Source organism: Cupriavidus sp. PB-02, from assembly GCF_058252315.1.
Window position 1 is genome coordinate 1,713,220 of sequence record NZ_CM177695.1, and the last position, 16,976, is coordinate 1,730,195.

The following is a 16,976-nucleotide window of genomic DNA, read 5'->3' on the forward strand; positions in this document are numbered from 1 at the left end:
TTCGGCGCCTTGCCCCCCGCACGCCAATGATGCGCATCCGGACGGCCAAGGACCTCCATTCCTTCCTTTATTGTCCGGAGATGGTTTCATGCGCCCCACCACTGCCTTCACGGCTCTCGCACTGATTGCCGCCTGTAGTTTCACTGCGCCTGCCCGCGCCGCCGACAACGCCTGGCCGCAAAAGCCGGTGACCGTCATCGTTGCCTCCGCTGCCGGCGGATCGGCCGACGTATTGACCCGCATCGTGCTGACGCACCTCGCCAAAGAGACCCACGCCAACTTTGTCGTCGACAATCGCCCGGGCGCCGCCGGCAACATCGGCATGGCCCAGGTCAAGCGTGCTGCGCCGGACGGGTACACGCTGGGCTACGGCAACATCAACACGCTGGCCATCAACCCGGCCCTGTTCAACAAGCTGCCCTACGATGTGCGACAGGACTTCGTGCCTGTGGGCCGCATGTTCTCCATCTACAACCTGTTGGTGGTACGCGCCGACTCCCCGGTCAAGAACGTTGGCGAGCTGCTCGCACTGGCGCGGAAGTCGCCCGGCAAGCTCTCATACGCTGCTGCCGGCACCGGCAGCAGCGGCCATATGGGCGGCGAACTGCTAAAGAAGATGGCCGGCATCGACGTATTGTTCATTCCGTACAACGGCGACCCGGCGTCGCTGACCGACCTCGCCGGCGGCCGGCTCGACTACACCATTACCAATGCATCGGTGGCGTGGCCACTGGTCAAGAGCGGCAAGCTGCGCGCGCTGGCGATCACCAGCCGCGAACGCGTTGCGCTGTATCCCGACGTGCCGACGCTAAATGAGTCAGGGCTGAAGGGCTATGAAAACGTCTCGTGGGGCGGCCTGGTGTTTCCCAAGGGCACGCCGCAGCCGATTGTCGATAAGGTTGGCACGGCGCTGGAAAAGGTGCTGAAGTCCGACGGCTTGCGCCAGGACCTGTCCAATGCCAACGCCGTCGCGGCCACGGGCAACCGCGACGACTTCCTGCGCTTTATCGCCAGCGAGCAGAAGAAGTGGGCCGACCTGGTCGAAACCGCGAAGATCCCCAAGCAGAACTGAGCATTCCGCCGACCATGTCCAATTCCCGCATTGCGATTCTCGGCTTCGCCATCGAATCGAACCGTTTTGCTCCCGTGTCCACGCGCGCCGACTTCGTGGACCGGGCTTACCTTGCCGGCAGTGCGCTGCTGGCCGATGCCCGCGCTGCCGCACCCGCGATGACCCCGGAGATCCCGGCCTTTGTCCGCCGCATGGATGCCAGCGGCCCGTGGACACCGGTGCCGATCCTCTTTGCCAACGCAGAATCGGGCGGCCCCGTCGATCACGCCTTCTTCCTTGAGACCCTCGCTGTCTTTGAACGGGAACTGCGCGCCGCCTTGCCGCTGGACGCCGTCTACATCTGCGAGCACGGTGCCGCCATCACCACCGAAGAAGATGATCCCGATGGCGTGGTCTTCGAGACGGTAAGGGCCATCGTGGGACCGTCGGTGCCGGTCGTCGCCACGGTGGACCTGCATGCCAATGTGTCCGATCGCATGGTCGACGCGGTCGACACGCTTGTTTCCTATCGCCGCAATCCGCATACCGACATGGCAGAACGCGGCACGGAAGCGGCTGAGATACTCATGGAGCTGATGCGCGGCGCGCGCTTCTGCGTCGCGCATGTGCGCATGCCGGTTTGTGCGCCGCCGACCCAGTTGCTGACCGCGCCCGGCACCGGGCCTTACGCCGACATGATCCAGCAAGCGGAAGCGCTGGACGACCCGCGCATCGTCAATATTTCGGTGGTCGGCGGCTTTGCCTTCGGCGATACGCCCAAGAACGGCCTGACGGTGATTGTCTCGACCCGCGGCGATGCCGGGTTCGCCCGCGAGACCGCCCAGGCGCTGGTGACGCCAGCCTGGCTTGGGCGCGCAGCCTTCACGCCCGAGTTGACGTCGCTTGACGAGGCGGTCGCGCTGGCCAAGGCCGCCGGCGAGGACCACGCGCGCCCGCCCGTATTGCTGGCCGATGTGGCAGACAACCCCGGCGGCGGCGGACGCGGTAATACCCCTTTCCTGCTGGACGCGTTATTGCGCGCCGGCGTGCGCGATGCCGTGCTGGGTGTGGTCACGGATCCCGAGCTCAGCGCGCAGGCCCATGCCCTCGGCATGGGCACTGAATTCACCGCCCACTTCAATCGCGGCGAAAGCACCGCCTGTTCCGAAGCCTTCAGCGCGCCCGCCACGGTACTACGGCTGCATTCGGGTCAAGGCATTGGACGCCGGGGGCAGCTGGCCGGATGCAGCTTTAACCTGGGCCCGTCAGCCCTGCTGCGAGTGGGCGGCGTGCAGGTCGTGGTGATCACCAATCGCCATCAATGCCACGAGCCCGTTTTCTTCGAGATGTTCGGCATCGATATCGCAGCGGCACGCACGGTGGTAGTGAAATCGCGCGGCCATTTCCGCGCCGCCTTCGACGAATTCTTCGCCCCCGAACAGATCTTCAGCGTCGACGCGCCGGGCCTGACCTCGCCGGTATTGTCGCGCTTCGACTTCCGGCGTCTGCCCCGGCCCGTCGTCCCCCTGGACACCATGACAGAGTGGACACCGCACATCCGCCTGTTGAGCTGACCGCTCCCACCCATGACCATCCGGTTCGACATGCACTCTACTCTCGACACCCTCGATACACCCGCAGCCGTCATCGACGTGACGCGCATGCAGCACAACATCGATCGGATGCAGCAGCGCATGAATGCGCTCGGCGTACGCTTCCGCCCCCACGTCAAGACCTCCAAGTGCACGCCGGTCGTGCGTGCCCAGCTCGCCGCCGGCGCGACGGGTATCACGGTCTCTACGCTCAAGGAAGCCGAATATTTTCTCGCCGAGGGCGTCACCGACATCCTCTATGCCGTTGGCATGGCCGCGCACCGGCTTCCCCAGGCGCTGGCCTTGCGCCGGCGAGGCTGCGACCTGAAGATCCTCACCGACAGCGTGGCCTCCGCTGAAGCGATTGCAGAATTCGGGCGAGCGAACGGAGAAGTCTTCGAGGTCCTGATCGAGATCGACACGGACGGCCACCGCTCCGGCATCCAGCCCGAGGACCCTGCGCTGCTGGACGTCGGCCGCGCCCTGCACGATGGGGGCATGCGGCTGGGCGGGGTGTTGACCCACGCTGGCTCGAGCTATGAGCTTGACACCGCTGAGGCCCTGGGCGCCATGGCCGAGCAAGAACGCACCGGCTGCGTGCGTGCGGCCGAGCGTCTGCGGGCGGCACACCTGCCCTGCCCGGTGGTCAGCGTCGGCTCGACCCCGACGGCTCTTTCCGCCGCGCAGCTCGATGGTGTCACCGAGGTGCGGGCCGGCGTCTATGTTCTGTTTGACCTGGTGATGAGCAACGTGGGCGTCTGCACCACCGATGACATCGCGCTCAGCGTACTGACGACGGTGATCGGCCACCAGACCGACAAGGGCTGGGCCATTGTCGACGCCGGGTGGATGGCGATGAGCCGCGATCGCGGCACCCAGAAGCAGAAGCGGGACTATGGCTATGGGCTGGTCTGCACGATCGACGGCACGGTGTTGCAAGGCTACGTGCTGAGCGGCGCCAACCAGGAGCACGGCATCGTGTCGCGCGAAGGCGTGCCTGATGGTGACATCGCCGGGCGTTTTCCGGTTGGCACGCGGCTGCGCATCCTGCCCAATCACGCGTGTGCGACCGGCGCGCAGTTCCCCGAATACCGGGCGCTCGCCAAAGGCGGTGAACTGGCGCTATGGGAGCGCTTCCATGGCTGGTGACACGGGCGCGGCAAGGATCGAACGCGGAAGTCTTCTACAATGGCGGCCATGTGTCCGCAGCGCCGGACGCGCGACGGAAAACCATCCATGCCAGCGAAGAAGAAACTCCCGGGAAAGGCCGCCCCGGGCAAGGCCGCCCCGAATCCGCAGCAAGCCACGCTGAGCGCCATCGTGGCGCGCATCGACAGCATCCGCGACACGCTGGGCGTCACCGGCCAGCGCATTGCCGACTTCATTGCTGGTCATCCGGAAGAAGTGGTCCATATGTCCGTCAGCGAAGTGGCCGAGCGCACCGGCGCCAGTGAAGGCAGCGTGGTCGGGCTGTGCAAGACGCTCGGCGCCACCGGCTTCCAGCAGTTGAAGATCGTGCTGGCGCAGGAGATCGTGCAGCCGGTCCAGATGATCCACGAAGACCTGGAACCGAAGGACGATGCGGCGGCAGTCGTGCGCAAGATCTTCCAGAGCAATGTGCAGACGTTGCGCGATACCCAGTCAACCCTGGATGTGGCGGCGCTGCAGCGCGCGGTTCATATCCTGAAGAAAGCCAAGCGCATCGAGATCTACGGCATCGGCAGCGCGGCCACCATCGCCGAGGACGCGCATTACCGCATGCTGCGCATCGGCCTTAACGCCAAGGCCGTGGTGGATTCGCATGTGCAGGTCATCAGCGCGGCATTGACGGGGCCGGATGTCGCGGTGCTGACCATCTCGCATTCCGGCAGCACGTATGAAACCGTGACGGCGACGCGACTGGCGAAGGAGGCCGGCGCGCACACCATCTGCATCACCAACTTCGGCAAATCGCCGATCCAGGCCTTCTCCGATGTGGTGCTGCTCACAATGGCACGCGAGACCCACTTTCGCACGGAGGCGATGACGAGCCGCCTGGCACAACTGGCGATCATCGATGTGCTGATCGCCTGCCTGGCGCTGACCGACTACGACCGCGCGGTCAAGACCATCCGCCACACCTTCGACGTACTGTCGCTCAAACGCTATTGAGCCTGGCGTGCAGGGCCGTGCGGCCGGCACACCATGTGTCCAGCAACTGGGCCGGGGTCTCCGCCTCCGCCCCGGAGCCGGTGCCAAGCAGCAGATATGACATGCCCATCGCGACCGCGCCCGCGGCATCGGTCGCCGGGTTGTCGCCGATCATCAGCGCCTGCGCCGGCCTCGCCTGCAACCGCCGCAGTCCTTCGTGGAACAGCGCATCGGAGGGCTTGCCGATGATGCACTCCGGATGCACGCCGGCACAGGCTGTCAGCGCGGCGAGCAGCGCACCGGTTTCCGGCACGCAGGTGCCGTTGTCGCCGGGATGGCTGAGGTCGGGATTGGTGACCACCAGCCTGGCGCCGGCGCGCAGCACGTTCGCCGCCAGCGCCAGCTTGCCGTAGCTGAAGTCGGGATCGCGCGCCAGCAGCACCACGTCAGGGCCCTGTTCCACCAGTTGGCAACCGATCCGCTTCGCATGGCGGCGCAATGCCGGGCTGCCCAACAACAGCACCCGCGCCTCTGGGGAGGTGCGGCGCAGCCAGTCCACGGACATTTCGCCGGCAAGCACGAGTTGCTCCGGTGCAACGGCCAGGCCCATGCGGCGCAGCTTGCGCGACATGCCGGCCGCCGTGTCGGTCGAGTTGTTCGACACGATGGCATAGCGGCCCTGCAACGCCTCGAGCAGCGCGGCCGCGCCCGGCATGGCCGCGCCGTTGCGGATCAGCGTACCGTCCAGGTCGACGATGTAGCGCCATGCCGGCGCGCGCCAGGGCGGCAGCGCCGGCCGCGGGATGGGGACATCGTCGGTGGCACGTTGGCCGGAGGGGAACCGCCTGATATCTGTCATCTTTGCGTTCGATCATTTTGAACAACGCTCATTCTACATACACTTTTTATTGAGCACTGTTCATTTGATTGTCATGTAGGTCTTCTAGCATCCGTGTTGTCCCATCCCCCACCACGCGACACGGAACCTCCATGAACACCCTGCGAACGAGATGTCTCGCTGTACTGGCTGGCGTTGTACTGAGCTCGGCGCTTGCCGGCTGCGGCGGCGGAGATGACTCCGCATCCACGGCAACGTCACAGCAACTTTCATCGGCACAAGCGAACGAGCAGAAGAAGCCGGCGGACACGCTGCGCTGCGCCCCCTGAGCCTCTGTTGATCCCCTCCCCACGCCATCGCCCACAGGTCAGCCACATGCAATCCAACGACAGACGCAATTTCCTCCGCACCGCCACCCAGGCCATGGGTGCGGCCGCCGCGCTCACGGTGCTGCCGCCGAGCATCCGCCGCGCGCTTGCCGTGCCCGCCGCCGTAGAGACGCGCACCATCAAGGACGTCAAGCACATCGTCATCCTGATGCAGGAAAACCGTGCCTTCAATCACTACTTCGGCACCATGAAAGGGGTGCGGGGCTTCGGCGACCGCTTCCCGATCCCGCTCGAAAACGGCAAGCCGGTCTGGTACCAGTCGGATGGCACGAAGGAGATTCCGCCCTTCCACCTGGACAAGCAGACCATGAACGCCCTGCTGGTCCCGAGCACGCCGCACTCGTTCTCGGATGCGCAGGCGGCATGGAACCAGGGCAAGTTCGGTTTGTGGCCCAAGTTCAAGAAGCCGTATTCGATGGGCTATTACAAGCGCGACGACATCCCCTTCCAGTTCGCGCTGGCCGAAGCCTTCACCATCTGCGACGCCTATCACTGCTCCATCACCACCGGCACGGATCCCAACCGCATCGTCTTCTTCTCGGGTTCCAACTTCAATCCTGAGCTCCGCGCGAGCGGCATCAACTGCACCGATACGGACTCCGAGCCGAACAACCTGCGCTGCTGGATCAAGGGCGCGCTGCCGACGCCGGGCTACACCTATGCCGGTTCGTCCTTCCATTGGCCGACGATTCCCGATGTCCTGCAAAAGGCCGGCATCAGCTGGCGCATCTACCAGAATCCGAACGACAACTGGACTGGCGCGATGCACGGTGGCCTGGCCTTCGATTCGTTCCGCACGGCGCAGCCGGAGTCGCCGACGTACAAGGAAGGCATGAGCCTGTGGACCATCGAGGACCTGCAGCGCGACGTGATGAACGGCACGCTGCCCGAGGTAGTGTGGGTGCTGCCGACCAAGCTGCAGTCCGAACACCCCGGCGCGCCGTCAAGCCCGCAGCACGGCGGCAACTTCACCGCCCAGGTGCTGAATGCACTGACGTCGAACCCGGACGTCTGGAGCAAGACCGTGTTCTTCCAGACCTTCGACGAGAACGACGGGCTGTTCGATCACCTGCCGCCGCCGGCCGTGCCCTCCTACAACCTGGATGGCACGCTCGCCGGAAAGGCGACGCTGCCGCTGGAAGGCGAGTATTTCTCCGACCCGGCACGCAAGTACCTGCATCCCGAAGACACCATCAGCGGCAACCTGCGCCCGTGGGGATTGGGCCCGCGCGTGCCGATGTACGTGGTATCGCCATGGAGCAAGGGGGGCTGGGTCAATTCGCAGACGTTCGACCATTCGTCTGTGGGGCTGTTCCTCGAACAGCGCTTCGGCATCACCATTCCCGCCATCAGCCCCTGGCACCGCGCGGTCTGCGGCGATCTGACCTCGGCCTTCGATTTCGCCACGCCTAACGACCCGAAGTTCCCCGCACTGCCCGATACCAGCGACTACGCGATCATCGAAGCCCAGCAGAAGACCATGCCGGCGCCGACGCCGCCCGCCACGCCACAGCCGCTGTTCCAGGAAATCGGCACCCGCTTCTCGCGCGCACTGCCCTACGAGCTGCACACCAGCGCGCGCGTCGACAGCGCCGGCCGCAGCGTGACCCTGCTCTTCGCCAACAGCGGCGCGCAGGGCGCGGTGTTTCATGTCTACGACAAGCTCCACCTGGACCGCATCCCGCGACGCTACACCGTGGAAGCGGACAAGACCTTGTCGGACGCGTGGGACCTCGTCGCGGACAACGGCAAGTACGACCTGTGGGTGCTCGGACCGAACGGCTTCGTCCGGCATTTCACCGGCACTGTGGCCGCCAGCGGCGCGCAGCCGGAGTGCCAGGTTTGCTACGACCCGAAGCACGGCCAGTTGTACCTGCATATGCGCAACACCGGCAACGCCGCGTGCACGGTGACGGTAAAGGCCAACGCGTACCGGAACGATGGCCCGTGGACGCTGACCGTACCCGCGGGCGGCGAGGTCGTGGAAGAGCGCTGGTCGCTGGAAAGGAGCGCGCGCTGGTACGACTTCAGTGTGGTGCGCGCGGACGACACGAGCTACCTGCGGCGCTTTGCCGGCCGCCTGGAAACCGGCAAGGACAGCGTCAGCGATCCGGCCATGGCGATGCCCGGTGCGTGACCGCCGGCGCCTGGTGACTTTTTGATTTGAAGCGGGCGGCCTGCCTTGGTGCAGGCCGCTTGCACATTCGCCGCCGTCGGCGGCGGCTTTAGAGGGGCTGAATGCCCCTGATATCCGCGCCGCCGCGTGCGCGGCGATGCCCAGCCTGTAGTTTTCCCAGCCACGTTCGGCGCCTCGCCGTATTCCTGGAACCCCGTCAGGTCGCTTGCATCCGGTACGAGGTGATCTCGCTTGGGCCGCGTGCATGACGAACGCAAACCGTCGATATGTTCCTGCAGCCCTTGCGGAACCGCCCGCCACATCGGGTCGAGAATGAAATCAACGCCTTCGCGACGGGCCTGCTTGGCGGCTGGCACGAAGTCAGCATCCCCTGCTATCAGAACGATCTGATCCACTTGCTTCTTGAAGGCAAGTGACGCGACGTCGATGCCTATTCGCATGTCTACACAGCCGCAGAGCCAGCTTGCGTTTGGCCCGCAACCGATCAAACGCACTATCGGGCTGAGCACCATAGTGCGAGCTGCGTGGTTGCTACTCAGTCAGTTGGTCGCGATAAAGACAGGCTACGAGCCTTGATGTCGTCTCCTCAGAGGCTTCCACCGATCGGGATCGACAATCACTTGCGCGTAACATCGACAGCGATTTCTGAGTCACCGCCAGCACCGGCCCCACGCCCCGGCCGCCGCACAGCCCTCACCTTCCCACTGTTGCCGCCCCCGCAAAAGAACTTCTCCCCTCCGTCGGACTCCAGCCCCGACACCCCCACGCCCGCCGGCATCTCGATGCTCTCGAGCACCGCGCCCGTGCGCGCATCGACGTGCCGCAGTTCGCTGGCATCGTCTTCCCAGGTGCCATGCCACAGCTCGCCATCGACCCAGGTGACGCCGGTGACAAAGCGGTCGGAAGCAATGGTGCGCAGGATCGCGCCGGTCTGCGGATCGACCTGGTGGATCTTGCGTTCGCTGTACTGGCCGACCCAGAGCGTCCCTTCTGCCCAGGCGAGCCCGGAGTTGCCGCCGCCCGGCGGGGCGGGGATGGTAGCGAGCACGGCGCCAGTCTGCGGATCGATCTTCTGGATGCGCTCGCCGTCGATCTGGAACAGGTGCTTGCCATCGAAGGCGGTTCCGGCATTGGCCGCCACATCGAGCGAGCGCGCAACCTGCCCGTTCGCCGGGTCAAAGGCATTGAGCTTGTCCCCGGTGGCGATCCAGACATGCCGGCCGTCGTACGAGACGCCATGCACGTTGTCGACGCCGGGGAACGGGCCGTATTCACGGAGGATTTGTGCGGGGTATCGTTTCATCATGCTCTCCATCCTAGTCAACGGTCAGCGGCGTGGGGAGTAACAAAGTCGTCGTGAATCCCGGCACGGGCGGGGTCATCCAGCGGCGCGCGCGGCCGTGGCCGATCGATTGGACCTTGCCGGCTGCGGCCAGCGCGTCGAGTGCGCGCTGCACGGTGCGCTGGCTGGCGCCAAGTGCAAGCGCGAGGCCTGAACTGGACCATGACTCGCCGTCGGCGAGCAGCGCCAGCACCGGCGCGTTGCGGTCCTCGACTGGCTGCGCCAGCACTGCGACTTCGCGTGTGCGGCGCGGCACCAGCGTATAACCGCTCGGGGTGGCGCTGATGTCCGCCTCCGTCCCGAGCACGGCGCGCAGCCTCCCCACTTCCACACGCAGGCGCGCGCGGTGCGAGGCGTCGATGTGTCGGGTGCGGAAGGCTTGCGCGATCAGGGTGTCGCGGGGCACGTCTTCCGGCCAGGCTTCGGCCAGCGCGCGTGCCAGGGCGAACAGCACCGGGCGCGTGGCCAGCGACACCACCGTCCCGCCGTTGCGCACGGCAAGGCGGCAGGCGTCGACCACCAGCGTCTTCGATGCCAGCAGGGCTTCAACGTCTTCGAGCCGCAGCAGCCGCGGTTCGCCGCGCGCGATCAGGCGTGCGGCGGGGGCATCGAGAATACGGGCGGCGTTTTCGACTTCCGCTGCCAGCGCAGGGATGCCTGCGAGCATGGCAGCGCGGCCCGCCCTGGCGAGCGCGGCGCGCGCGATACGGGCCTGCACGCGCCGCATGGCGATGCCTGCCAGGATCAACTCGTGGGTGGTTCGCAAGGCAGGTGGCAAGCGCGCGGGAGCGAGCCCGGCAAGCATGTCCTCGGCCTCGTCGAGGCGACCGATCAGCAACAGCCGCCGGATGCCGAGATAGCGCGCATGCGCGGCATTGAACCGGTCGCCGTGCGCTTCGAGCGTCGCCCGGGCGGCGTCGAGAGTCTTCGCCGGCCAGCCCAGGTCGCGCGCCGCGAGTGCGATTTCAGCCTCTGCAATCACGCACCGTGCGCGGGCCACCGGCGCTTTGCTGCCAAAGGCACGCGCCGCGCTTCGTACCAGCGCCCTGGCCCGCATCAGGTCGCCGAGCTGCGCCATGGCGATGCCGCGCAGCGCCAGCGCCGGCGCGTCGTCGCGCAAGGCGACCCGGTTCAGCGCCCCGAGCGGGTCACCGGCCGCGAGCGCGCGTGCGGCGGCTGAGATCGCTGCGTCCATCTGAATCGCGCCACACATGTCACTCCCACCTGTCGATGCCGGCGCCTAATCTAGCACACGACTACCCGATCACGCGGCGTATCGCATACCGCACGACATCCACGGAGGAACCCACGATGACCACACATGCAACCGCCACGCGCGAAGACTGGCTGGCCGCCCGGCTCGAACTGCTGGAAGCGGAAAAAGCACTGACGCGGCGCAGCGACGAACTGGCGCAGCAACGACAGGCCTTGCCATGGCTGCGGATCGACAAGGCGTACCGCTTCGAAACCGACGAAGGCAGCACCACGCTGGCCGAGCTGTTCAAATGGCGCTCGCAACTGCTCGTCTACCACTTCATGTTCGGTCCCGCCTACAAGGCCGGCTGCCCGTCGTGCTCGGCAATTGCCGACGGCTTCAACGGCTTCGCCGTCCACCTGGCCAACCATGACGTCATGCTGACGGCCGTGTCGCGCGCGCCGCTCGCGACATTGCAGGCCTACAAGCAACGCATGGGATGGACCTTCCCGTGGGCCTCGTCGGACGACAGCGATTTCAACAGCGACTTCCACGTCGCGTTCACCACGGCGCAGCAGCGTGAGGGCGATATCGATTACAACTACCGGCGCGAGCCGGCGTTCGCATGGCGCCCGGAGCTGGCAGCCGGCGGCCAGCCGGCGGAAGACAAGTTTGCGGCGATGTGCGGCACCGACTCGGCCACCTACCAGCGTGACCGGCCCGGCATGAGCGCCTTTGTGATGGAGGACGGCGTGGTCTACCACTGCTATTCCACCTATGCGCGCGGGCTCGACGGACTGTGGGGCATGTACCAGTGGCTCGACCGCGCGCCAAAGGGGCGCAATGAGACCGGCGGCGTCTGGTGGCGCCGCCATGATGAGTATGGCGAGCGTTGAGGCAAGCCATGGCGATCGCCGGCACAACCGTAACGCCCGAGGTCCGCGCAGGCATGGGAGTCTTCATCGGCATCTGCACCGTGCTCTTCGCCGCCTGCGCAACGGCCACATTCATGCTGCACGACGCCATGTCCGCCATGGGCGCGATGCCGATGCCCGGCGGCTGGACCCTGTCGATGGCATGGACGCGGATGTGCGGGCAGACCTGGGCCGGCGCCGCGGCATCCTTCCTCGGCATGTGGGTGGTGATGATGGCGGTAATGATGCTGCCGTCGCTGGCGCCAGTGTTGTGGCGCGTCACGGCCAGGCCAGAACTGTTTTACGCGGTGGCAGGCATTGCCTACTTTTGCGTGTGGGCGATGCTGGGCCTGGCAGTCTTTGCGCCGGGTGCCGCGCTGGCGGCGCTTGCGATGCACTGGCCGGCGCTGGCGCGCGCCATGCCGATGCTGGCCGGCGTGGTCGTGTTGTGCGCCGGCGCGCTGCAGTTCACCGAGTGGAAAGCCCGCCAGCTTGCGTGCTGCCGGTACGCGCCCGCGATGCCAGCCTATACCGGCGCGGCATGGCGCTATGGCCTGCGCCTTGGCCTGCATTGCAGCTATTGCTGCGCCGGGCTGACGGCGAGCCTGCTGGCCGTCGGCGTGATGGACCTGCGCGTGATGGCCGCGGTCACGGCAGCCATCACGGCCGAACGTCTCGCCCCGGCGGGCGCGCGGGTCGCAAAGGGGATCGGCGTCGTTACCGTCAACGCGGGAGTACTGCTGATCGCGCGAGCGGCCGGGCTCGGCTAGCGCATCCCGGCCGCTCGCGCGTCACCGCGCTATCGCACGCAGGACGATGGTGGCACGCAGGGGCGCACTGGCGGGAGCTGGCGCAGGCTGATTGCCCGCCCGCGCTCAACCGGCCGCGGCGCGCGGCGCCTTGCGCTTGCCTGCCCGGCTCAGCCCGGACTTCGCCTCGACCTTGGTGGCCAGCAGCATGTCGTAGAGCTGCTGCGCCGCCGGCGACAGCGACCGGCCGCGGCGCCGGATCAGCCCTACCGTGCGCGTCACCGTAGGATCGACCAGTGGCACGCTCTTCAGCGTGGGATGGTCGCCCGGCGGCATTGCAAGCCGCGGCACCGCGGCGATTCCCAGCCCGGCCTCGACCAGGCTCACCAGCGTGGACACATGCCGCACTTCGCAGTACCAGTGCGGGCGCACCGGCACTTCGGACAGCGCCAGGTCCAGCAGCAGCCGGTTGCCGCTGGCCTTGCCCACCGTCATATAGTCGTACTGGCCCAGTTCCGCCCAGGTGGCTTGCTTCTTCTTCGCCAGCGGATGGCCGGGCGGGCAGGCCACCACGAAGGCCTCGCGCAGCACCGGCTCGAATTCCACGTCAGGCTCCTGCGTGCCGATGTAGTTGAGGCCGAAGTCCGCCTCGTTGCGCACCACCATGTTGAGCACCTCGTTGGCGCCTTCGTCGACCAGCCGCACCACGATGCGCGGATAGCGCGCGTGGTATTCGCGCAGCACGCCAGGCAGGAAATAGCGCACCGCCGACGGCACGCAGGCGACCGTGACTTCGCCCGCGATCCGGGACGCGACGTCGCGGATGCCCAGCAGCGACTCATCCAGCCCGTTGAGCAGGTCGCGCGCCCGGCGCGAGAACTCGCGCCCCACCGCGGTCATCTCGACCGAGCGCGTGGTGCGGTCGAACAGGCGCACGCCCAGCGCATCCTCCAGCTTCTCGATCCGGCGCGACAGCGCCGGCTGCGACAGGTGCAGTTCCGCCGCGGCGGCGCGGAAGCTGCTGTGTTCGGCCACGGCGACAAAGGCGCGCAGATCGGACAGATTCAAATTCATGCAGACCTTGCATCAATCGTAAGGAAATTTGCAATTCACAGTCTAGCACCGGCACGCCATCATTCGCTCACCCGCTCCCGCCTGCCAGGCCGGGGCCGACCGAGAACAGCGCCCGACAGTGGCGCACCGGAGGAGACTGATGAACGCGACACGCCGGACCCTGCTCAAGGCCAGCGCCATGCTGCTGGCCACCACGGGCGGCCTTGCCAGGGCGCAGGAGCCCTTTCCCAACAAGCCGCTGCGCTACGTGGTGCCGGTCTCGGCCGGCGGCGGCTCGGACCTGATCGGCCGCACCGTGGCCGAGCGCTGGGGCCGCGTGCTGGGCCAGTCCATCGTGGTCGAGAACCAGGCCGGCGGCGGGGGCGTGATTGCCTGCCAGATGACGGCCAAGGCCACCGCCGACGGCTACAGCCTGATGCAGGGCTACGTCGCCACGCACGGCACTAACCCCGCCACCCGCAAGGTCCCGTACGACCCGCTCAAGGATTTCACGCCGGTCGGCATGATCGGCGCCACGCCCAACGTGCTGGTGGTAGGCGCGAACGTGCCGGCGACCACGCTGGAGGCCTTTATCGCCTATGCCCGCAAGCAGCCGGGCGCGATCGCCTATGGCTCGGCCGGTCCCGGTTCGCTGACGCACCTGACCATGGAGTTGTTCGCGCAGCAGATGAAGCTGCAGATGACCCATGCCGCCTACCGCGGCGTCGCGCCTGCCTTCAACGACCTGATCGGCGGCCAGACCCAGGCGATGTTCCCGGGCCTGTCGGCGGCGCTGCCGCATATCCGTTCCGGCCGCGTCAGGCCGCTGGCTGTGACCGGCCAGGCGCGGCACCCGCTGCTCAAGGACACGCAGACACTGGAAGAAGCCGGCCTGAAGGGCTTCGACGCCATGCAGTGGTATGGCGTGGTGGGCCCGGCCGGCATCCCGGCCAACGTGGTGGCCCGCCTCAACAGCACGCTGAACACCGTGCTCAAGAGCCCCGACCTGGCCGACAAGCTCTCCGCCGAGGCCTTGCAGCCCATGCCGATGACGCCCGACCAGTTCCGCCGCTATATCGCCGACGAGATTAACCGCTGGGGCAAGCTGGCGCGCGACCGCGGCATTCGGCTCGATGCCTGAGCCATCCCCCTTCCCAGCTATCCGCTTTTACTGAACAAGGACAGATTTCATGGCACGCAACACCCATGTCGCCGCAGACCACAACGCCCCGCCCGTGACCCGCATCCTGGGCCGGTTTGTCGCGACCCATCCCAGCCAGGGCTGGAGCGAAGCGGTCGAGCACGAGGCCCATCGCACCTTCATGAACTGGCTGGGATGCGCGGTCGGCGCCGCGCGCCATGAGGCCGCCGATGCGGCGCTGGCCGCGGTGGCGATGCTGCAGCCGTCGGCGCAAGCCACCGTGCTGGGCCGCGGCGAGAAGGTCGACATGGCCAGCGCGGCGCTGGTCAACGGCATCACCTCGCATACCTTTGACTTCGACGACACCCATCTCAAGACCATCATCCACCCGGCCGGCCCGGTGGCCTCGGCGGCGCTGGCGCTGGCGGAGCACACCGGCGCCAGTGGCCGCGCGGTGGCCGATGCGGTGGTGCTCGGCATCGAAGTGGCTTGCCGCGTCGGCAATGCGATGTACCCGGATCACTACGACCGCGGCTGGCACATCACCGGCTCGACCGGCATGCTGGGCGCCGCGGCCGCCTGCGCGCGGCTGCTCGGACTGGACGAGGAGCGCGCCGCCATGGCGCTGGGCATCGCCGCCTCGCAGCCGGTGGGCCTGCGCGAGCAGTTCGGCACCATGACCAAGCCCTTCCATCCCGGCGGCGCCGCGCGCGCCGGGCTGATGTCGGCCCTGATGGCCAGCCACGGCTATACCGCGAGCGCGCGGGCGCTGGAAGCGCCGCGCGGCTTTATGCAGGTGATCTCCGCCAAGACCGACTGGAACGAGATCACCGACCAGCTCGGCGAGCGCTTCGAGATTTCGTTCAACACCTACAAGCCGTTCGCCTGCGGCATCGTGATCCATCCGAGCATCGACGCCTGCGTGCAGTTGCGCGAGCAAGGCGTCAACCCCGCGGACGTCGAGCGCATCGAGCTGCGCGTGCATCCGCTGGTGCTGGAACTGACCGGCAAGAAGGAGCCCAGCGACGGCCTGCTCGCCAAGTTCAGCGTCTACCACGGCTGCGCCGCCGGGCTGATCTTCGGCCGCGCCGGCGAGGATGAGTTCTCCGACGAGGTCGTGCTGCGCGACGACGTGGTCGCGCTGCGCCGCAAGGTCGTGGCCACCGCCGATGCGGAAGTCGATGAGGCCGCCGCCCATGTGCGCGCCGTGCTCAAGGACGGCCGCGAGGTCAGCGTCGATGTCGAACACGCGATCGGCTCGCTGCAGCGGCCGATGACCGATGCCAACCTGAACGCCAAGTTCCATGCGCTGGCCGACCCGGTGCTGGGCGCGCGCAAGGTCTCGGCGCTGATCGACGCGTGCTGGCAGCTCGGCGCCACCGCCGACGTGCGCACCCTGACCGCCCTAGCGCGCCCCTGACCATGACCCGTCCACGCATTGCCGTACTCGGCGACTACGAGCGCGCGCTGCCGCGCCTGGCGGACTGGACGGCGATCTCGGCCCGTGCCGAGGTCGGCTTCCACCATGAACCGCTGCGCGGCGAGGCGCTGGATGCGGTCCTGCGCGACGCCGATGTGCTGGTGCTGGTGCGCGACCGCACCCCGCTGGATGGAGCGCGCCTACAACTGGCACAGCGCCTGAAGCTGGTGATCTATACCGGCACGCGCAACAACACCCTCGACACCGAGGCGCTGCAGGCGCGCGGCATCCCGGTCGCCAACACCGGCTGGGGCCCGTCCAAGGAAAGCACCTGCGAGATGACCTGGGCGCTGATCCTGGCGGCGGTGCGCCAGCTCGAGGGGCAGATGGCAACCATGCGCGCCGGCGGCTGGCGGCCGCAAGACAGCCTGCCGCTGCCCGGCGTGCTGCACGGCGAGCGCCTGGGCCTGATCGGCCTTGGCGAGATCGGCAAGCGCGTGGCGCGCGTCGGCCAGGCCTTCGGCATGGAAGTCGTGACCTGGAGCCCGCGCATGACGCCCGAGCGCGCGGCCGAGGCAGGCGTGACCGCGGTCAGCCTGGAAACCCTGCTGTCGACCTCGCGCATCGTCAGCCTGCACCTGGTGCCGACGCCGGCCACGACGCGGCTGATCGATGCCGGGCGGCTGGCGCTGATGCGGCCGGACGCGATCCTGGTCAATACCTCGCGCGCCGCGCTGGTCGACATGGAAGCCCTGCCCCATGCGCTCGACCAGAAGCGCCCCGGGATGGCAGCGCTGGACGTGTATGACGCCGAGCCGGTCCCGCCGGATGCCCCGCTACGCCAGCGCCGCGACGTGGTGATCACGCCGCATATGGGCTTTGTCAGCGAGCCGGTCTTCGCGACCTTCGCCAAGGGCGTAGTGGGCGCGCTGGAGGCCTGGCTGCGCGACGCTGCCGACCCTTATTGATCTGGTGAATAGGCTATATAACCGCGATTCTATTGGCTGATTTTCCATGCTGAACCA

General features: G+C 67.2%; 15 protein-coding genes. 10 read left to right on the top strand and 5 right to left on the bottom strand.

Annotated features, from left to right (window positions below; translation table 11 throughout):
- Positions 1–88 precede the first annotated feature (88 nt).
- The 4 genes from AC10V3_RS28590 to AC10V3_RS28605 all read left to right on the top strand — a co-directional run bounded on the left by AC10V3_RS28590 (position 89) and on the right by AC10V3_RS28605 (position 4,794).
- Positions 89–1,072 carry a Bug family tripartite tricarboxylate transporter substrate binding protein gene (locus tag AC10V3_RS28590; RefSeq protein ID WP_022538734.1) on the top strand — a complete coding sequence of 328 codons (984 nt, stop codon included), beginning with the start codon at positions 89–91 and terminating at the stop codon, positions 1,070–1,072.
- Positions 1,073–1,086: 14 nt separating this feature from the next.
- Positions 1,087–2,625, top strand: coding sequence for a M81 family metallopeptidase (locus tag AC10V3_RS28595; RefSeq protein ID WP_022538735.1), 1,539 nt, complete (start codon positions 1,087–1,089; stop codon positions 2,623–2,625).
- Positions 2,626–2,655: 30 nt separating this feature from the next.
- Complete coding sequence (locus AC10V3_RS28600) at positions 2,656–3,792, top strand: DSD1 family PLP-dependent enzyme (protein ID WP_041682091.1); 1,137 nt, start codon at positions 2,656–2,658, stop codon at positions 3,790–3,792.
- Positions 3,793–3,960: 168 nt separating this feature from the next.
- Positions 3,961–4,794 carry a MurR/RpiR family transcriptional regulator gene (locus AC10V3_RS28605; protein ID WP_041682092.1) on the top strand — a complete coding sequence of 278 codons (834 nt, stop codon included), beginning with the start codon at positions 3,961–3,963 and terminating at the stop codon, positions 4,792–4,794.
- Here AC10V3_RS28605 and AC10V3_RS28610 read toward each other — a convergent pair.
- A complete protein-coding gene (locus AC10V3_RS28610; RefSeq protein WP_022538738.1) occupies positions 4,781–5,632 on the bottom strand; it encodes an HAD-IIA family hydrolase in 852 nt (283 codons plus the stop codon). The two genes, AC10V3_RS28605 and AC10V3_RS28610, sit on opposite strands and share 14 nt — an antisense overlap.
- A gap of 354 nt (positions 5,633–5,986) precedes the next feature.
- Here AC10V3_RS28610 and AC10V3_RS28615 point away from each other — a divergent pair, with 354 nt between their 5' ends.
- Positions 5,987–8,137: a phosphocholine-specific phospholipase C gene (locus tag AC10V3_RS28615; RefSeq protein ID WP_041681789.1), complete on the top strand. Its 2,151-nt coding sequence runs from the start codon at positions 5,987–5,989 to the stop codon at positions 8,135–8,137.
- Here the strand turns inward: AC10V3_RS28615 and AC10V3_RS28620 are convergent.
- From AC10V3_RS28620 to AC10V3_RS28630, 3 genes are all read right to left on the bottom strand, one after another.
- Positions 8,056–8,649: an NYN domain-containing protein gene (locus AC10V3_RS28620; RefSeq protein ID WP_374063716.1), complete on the bottom strand. Its 594-nt coding sequence runs from the start codon at positions 8,647–8,649 to the stop codon at positions 8,056–8,058. The two genes, AC10V3_RS28615 and AC10V3_RS28620, sit on opposite strands and share 82 nt — an antisense overlap.
- Before the next feature lie 104 nt (positions 8,650–8,753).
- Complete coding sequence (locus AC10V3_RS28625; protein WP_041681790.1) at positions 8,754–9,440, bottom strand: Vgb family protein; 687 nt, start codon at positions 9,438–9,440, stop codon at positions 8,754–8,756.
- Positions 9,441–9,453: 13 nt separating this feature from the next.
- A complete protein-coding gene (locus AC10V3_RS28630) occupies positions 9,454–10,674 on the bottom strand; it encodes a helix-turn-helix domain-containing protein (RefSeq protein WP_490923821.1) in 1,221 nt (406 codons plus the stop codon).
- Between the two features lie 116 nt (positions 10,675–10,790).
- Between AC10V3_RS28630 and AC10V3_RS28635 the strand changes: the two genes are divergently transcribed.
- A complete protein-coding gene (locus AC10V3_RS28635; RefSeq protein WP_022538742.1) occupies positions 10,791–11,570 on the top strand; it encodes a DUF899 domain-containing protein in 780 nt (259 codons plus the stop codon).
- 8 nt (positions 11,571–11,578) lie between these two features.
- Positions 11,579–12,358, top strand: a complete 780-nt coding sequence (locus AC10V3_RS28640; protein WP_022538743.1) for a DUF2182 domain-containing protein — start codon at positions 11,579–11,581, stop codon at positions 12,356–12,358.
- Positions 12,359–12,463: 105 nt separating this feature from the next.
- Here the strand turns inward: AC10V3_RS28640 and AC10V3_RS28645 are convergent, their stop codons facing one another.
- Positions 12,464–13,411 carry a LysR family transcriptional regulator gene (locus tag AC10V3_RS28645; RefSeq protein ID WP_022538744.1) on the bottom strand — a complete coding sequence of 316 codons (948 nt, stop codon included), beginning with the start codon at positions 13,409–13,411 and terminating at the stop codon, positions 12,464–12,466.
- A 139-nt stretch (positions 13,412–13,550) separates the two neighbouring features.
- Between AC10V3_RS28645 and AC10V3_RS28650 the strand changes: the two genes are divergently transcribed.
- The 3 genes from AC10V3_RS28650 to AC10V3_RS28660 are packed head-to-tail and all read left to right on the top strand — an operon-like array spanning position 13,551 to position 16,919.
- Positions 13,551–14,531: a Bug family tripartite tricarboxylate transporter substrate binding protein gene (locus AC10V3_RS28650; protein WP_490923822.1), complete on the top strand. Its 981-nt coding sequence runs from the start codon at positions 13,551–13,553 to the stop codon at positions 14,529–14,531.
- A 49-nt stretch (positions 14,532–14,580) separates the two neighbouring features.
- Positions 14,581–15,951, top strand: a complete 1,371-nt coding sequence (locus AC10V3_RS28655) for an MmgE/PrpD family protein (protein WP_022538746.1) — start codon at positions 14,581–14,583, stop codon at positions 15,949–15,951.
- Positions 15,952–15,953: 2 nt separating this feature from the next.
- On the top strand, positions 15,954–16,919 hold the full coding sequence (locus tag AC10V3_RS28660; protein WP_022538747.1) for a D-2-hydroxyacid dehydrogenase family protein: 966 nt from the start codon (positions 15,954–15,956) through the stop codon (positions 16,917–16,919).
- Positions 16,920–16,976: the final 57 nt, after the last annotated feature.

What these genes read in the sequence shown, in the direction of transcription:
- AC10V3_RS28590 (WP_022538734.1), top strand. Translation starts at nt 89, where the DNA reads ATGCGCCCCACCACTGCCTTCACGGCTCTCGCACTGATTGCCGCCTGT.
- AC10V3_RS28595 (WP_022538735.1), top strand. Translation starts at nt 1,087, where the DNA reads ATGTCCAATTCCCGCATTGCGATTCTCGGCTTCGCCATCGAATCGAAC.
- AC10V3_RS28600 (WP_041682091.1), top strand. Translation starts at nt 2,656, where the DNA reads ATGCACTCTACTCTCGACACCCTCGATACACCCGCAGCCGTCATCGAC.
- AC10V3_RS28610 (WP_022538738.1), bottom strand. Translation starts at nt 5,632, where the DNA reads ATGACAGATATCAGGCGGTTCCCCTCCGGCCAACGTGCCACCGACGAT.
- AC10V3_RS28615 (WP_041681789.1), top strand. Translation starts at nt 5,987, where the DNA reads ATGCAATCCAACGACAGACGCAATTTCCTCCGCACCGCCACCCAGGCC.
- AC10V3_RS28620 (WP_374063716.1), bottom strand. Translation starts at nt 8,649, where the DNA reads ATGGTGCTCAGCCCGATAGTGCGTTTGATCGGTTGCGGGCCAAACGCA.
- AC10V3_RS28625 (WP_041681790.1), bottom strand. Translation starts at nt 9,440, where the DNA reads ATGAAACGATACCCCGCACAAATCCTCCGTGAATACGGCCCGTTCCCC.
- AC10V3_RS28630 (WP_490923821.1), bottom strand. Translation starts at nt 10,674, where the DNA reads ATGGACGCAGCGATCTCAGCCGCCGCACGCGCGCTCGCGGCCGGTGAC.
- AC10V3_RS28635 (WP_022538742.1), top strand. Translation starts at nt 10,791, where the DNA reads ATGACCACACATGCAACCGCCACGCGCGAAGACTGGCTGGCCGCCCGG.
- AC10V3_RS28640 (WP_022538743.1), top strand. Translation starts at nt 11,579, where the DNA reads ATGGCGATCGCCGGCACAACCGTAACGCCCGAGGTCCGCGCAGGCATG.
- AC10V3_RS28645 (WP_022538744.1), bottom strand. Translation starts at nt 13,411, where the DNA reads ATGAATTTGAATCTGTCCGATCTGCGCGCCTTTGTCGCCGTGGCCGAA.
- AC10V3_RS28650 (WP_490923822.1), top strand. Translation starts at nt 13,551, where the DNA reads ATGAACGCGACACGCCGGACCCTGCTCAAGGCCAGCGCCATGCTGCTG.
- AC10V3_RS28655 (WP_022538746.1), top strand. Translation starts at nt 14,581, where the DNA reads ATGGCACGCAACACCCATGTCGCCGCAGACCACAACGCCCCGCCCGTG.
- AC10V3_RS28660 (WP_022538747.1), top strand. Translation starts at nt 15,954, where the DNA reads ATGACCCGTCCACGCATTGCCGTACTCGGCGACTACGAGCGCGCGCTG.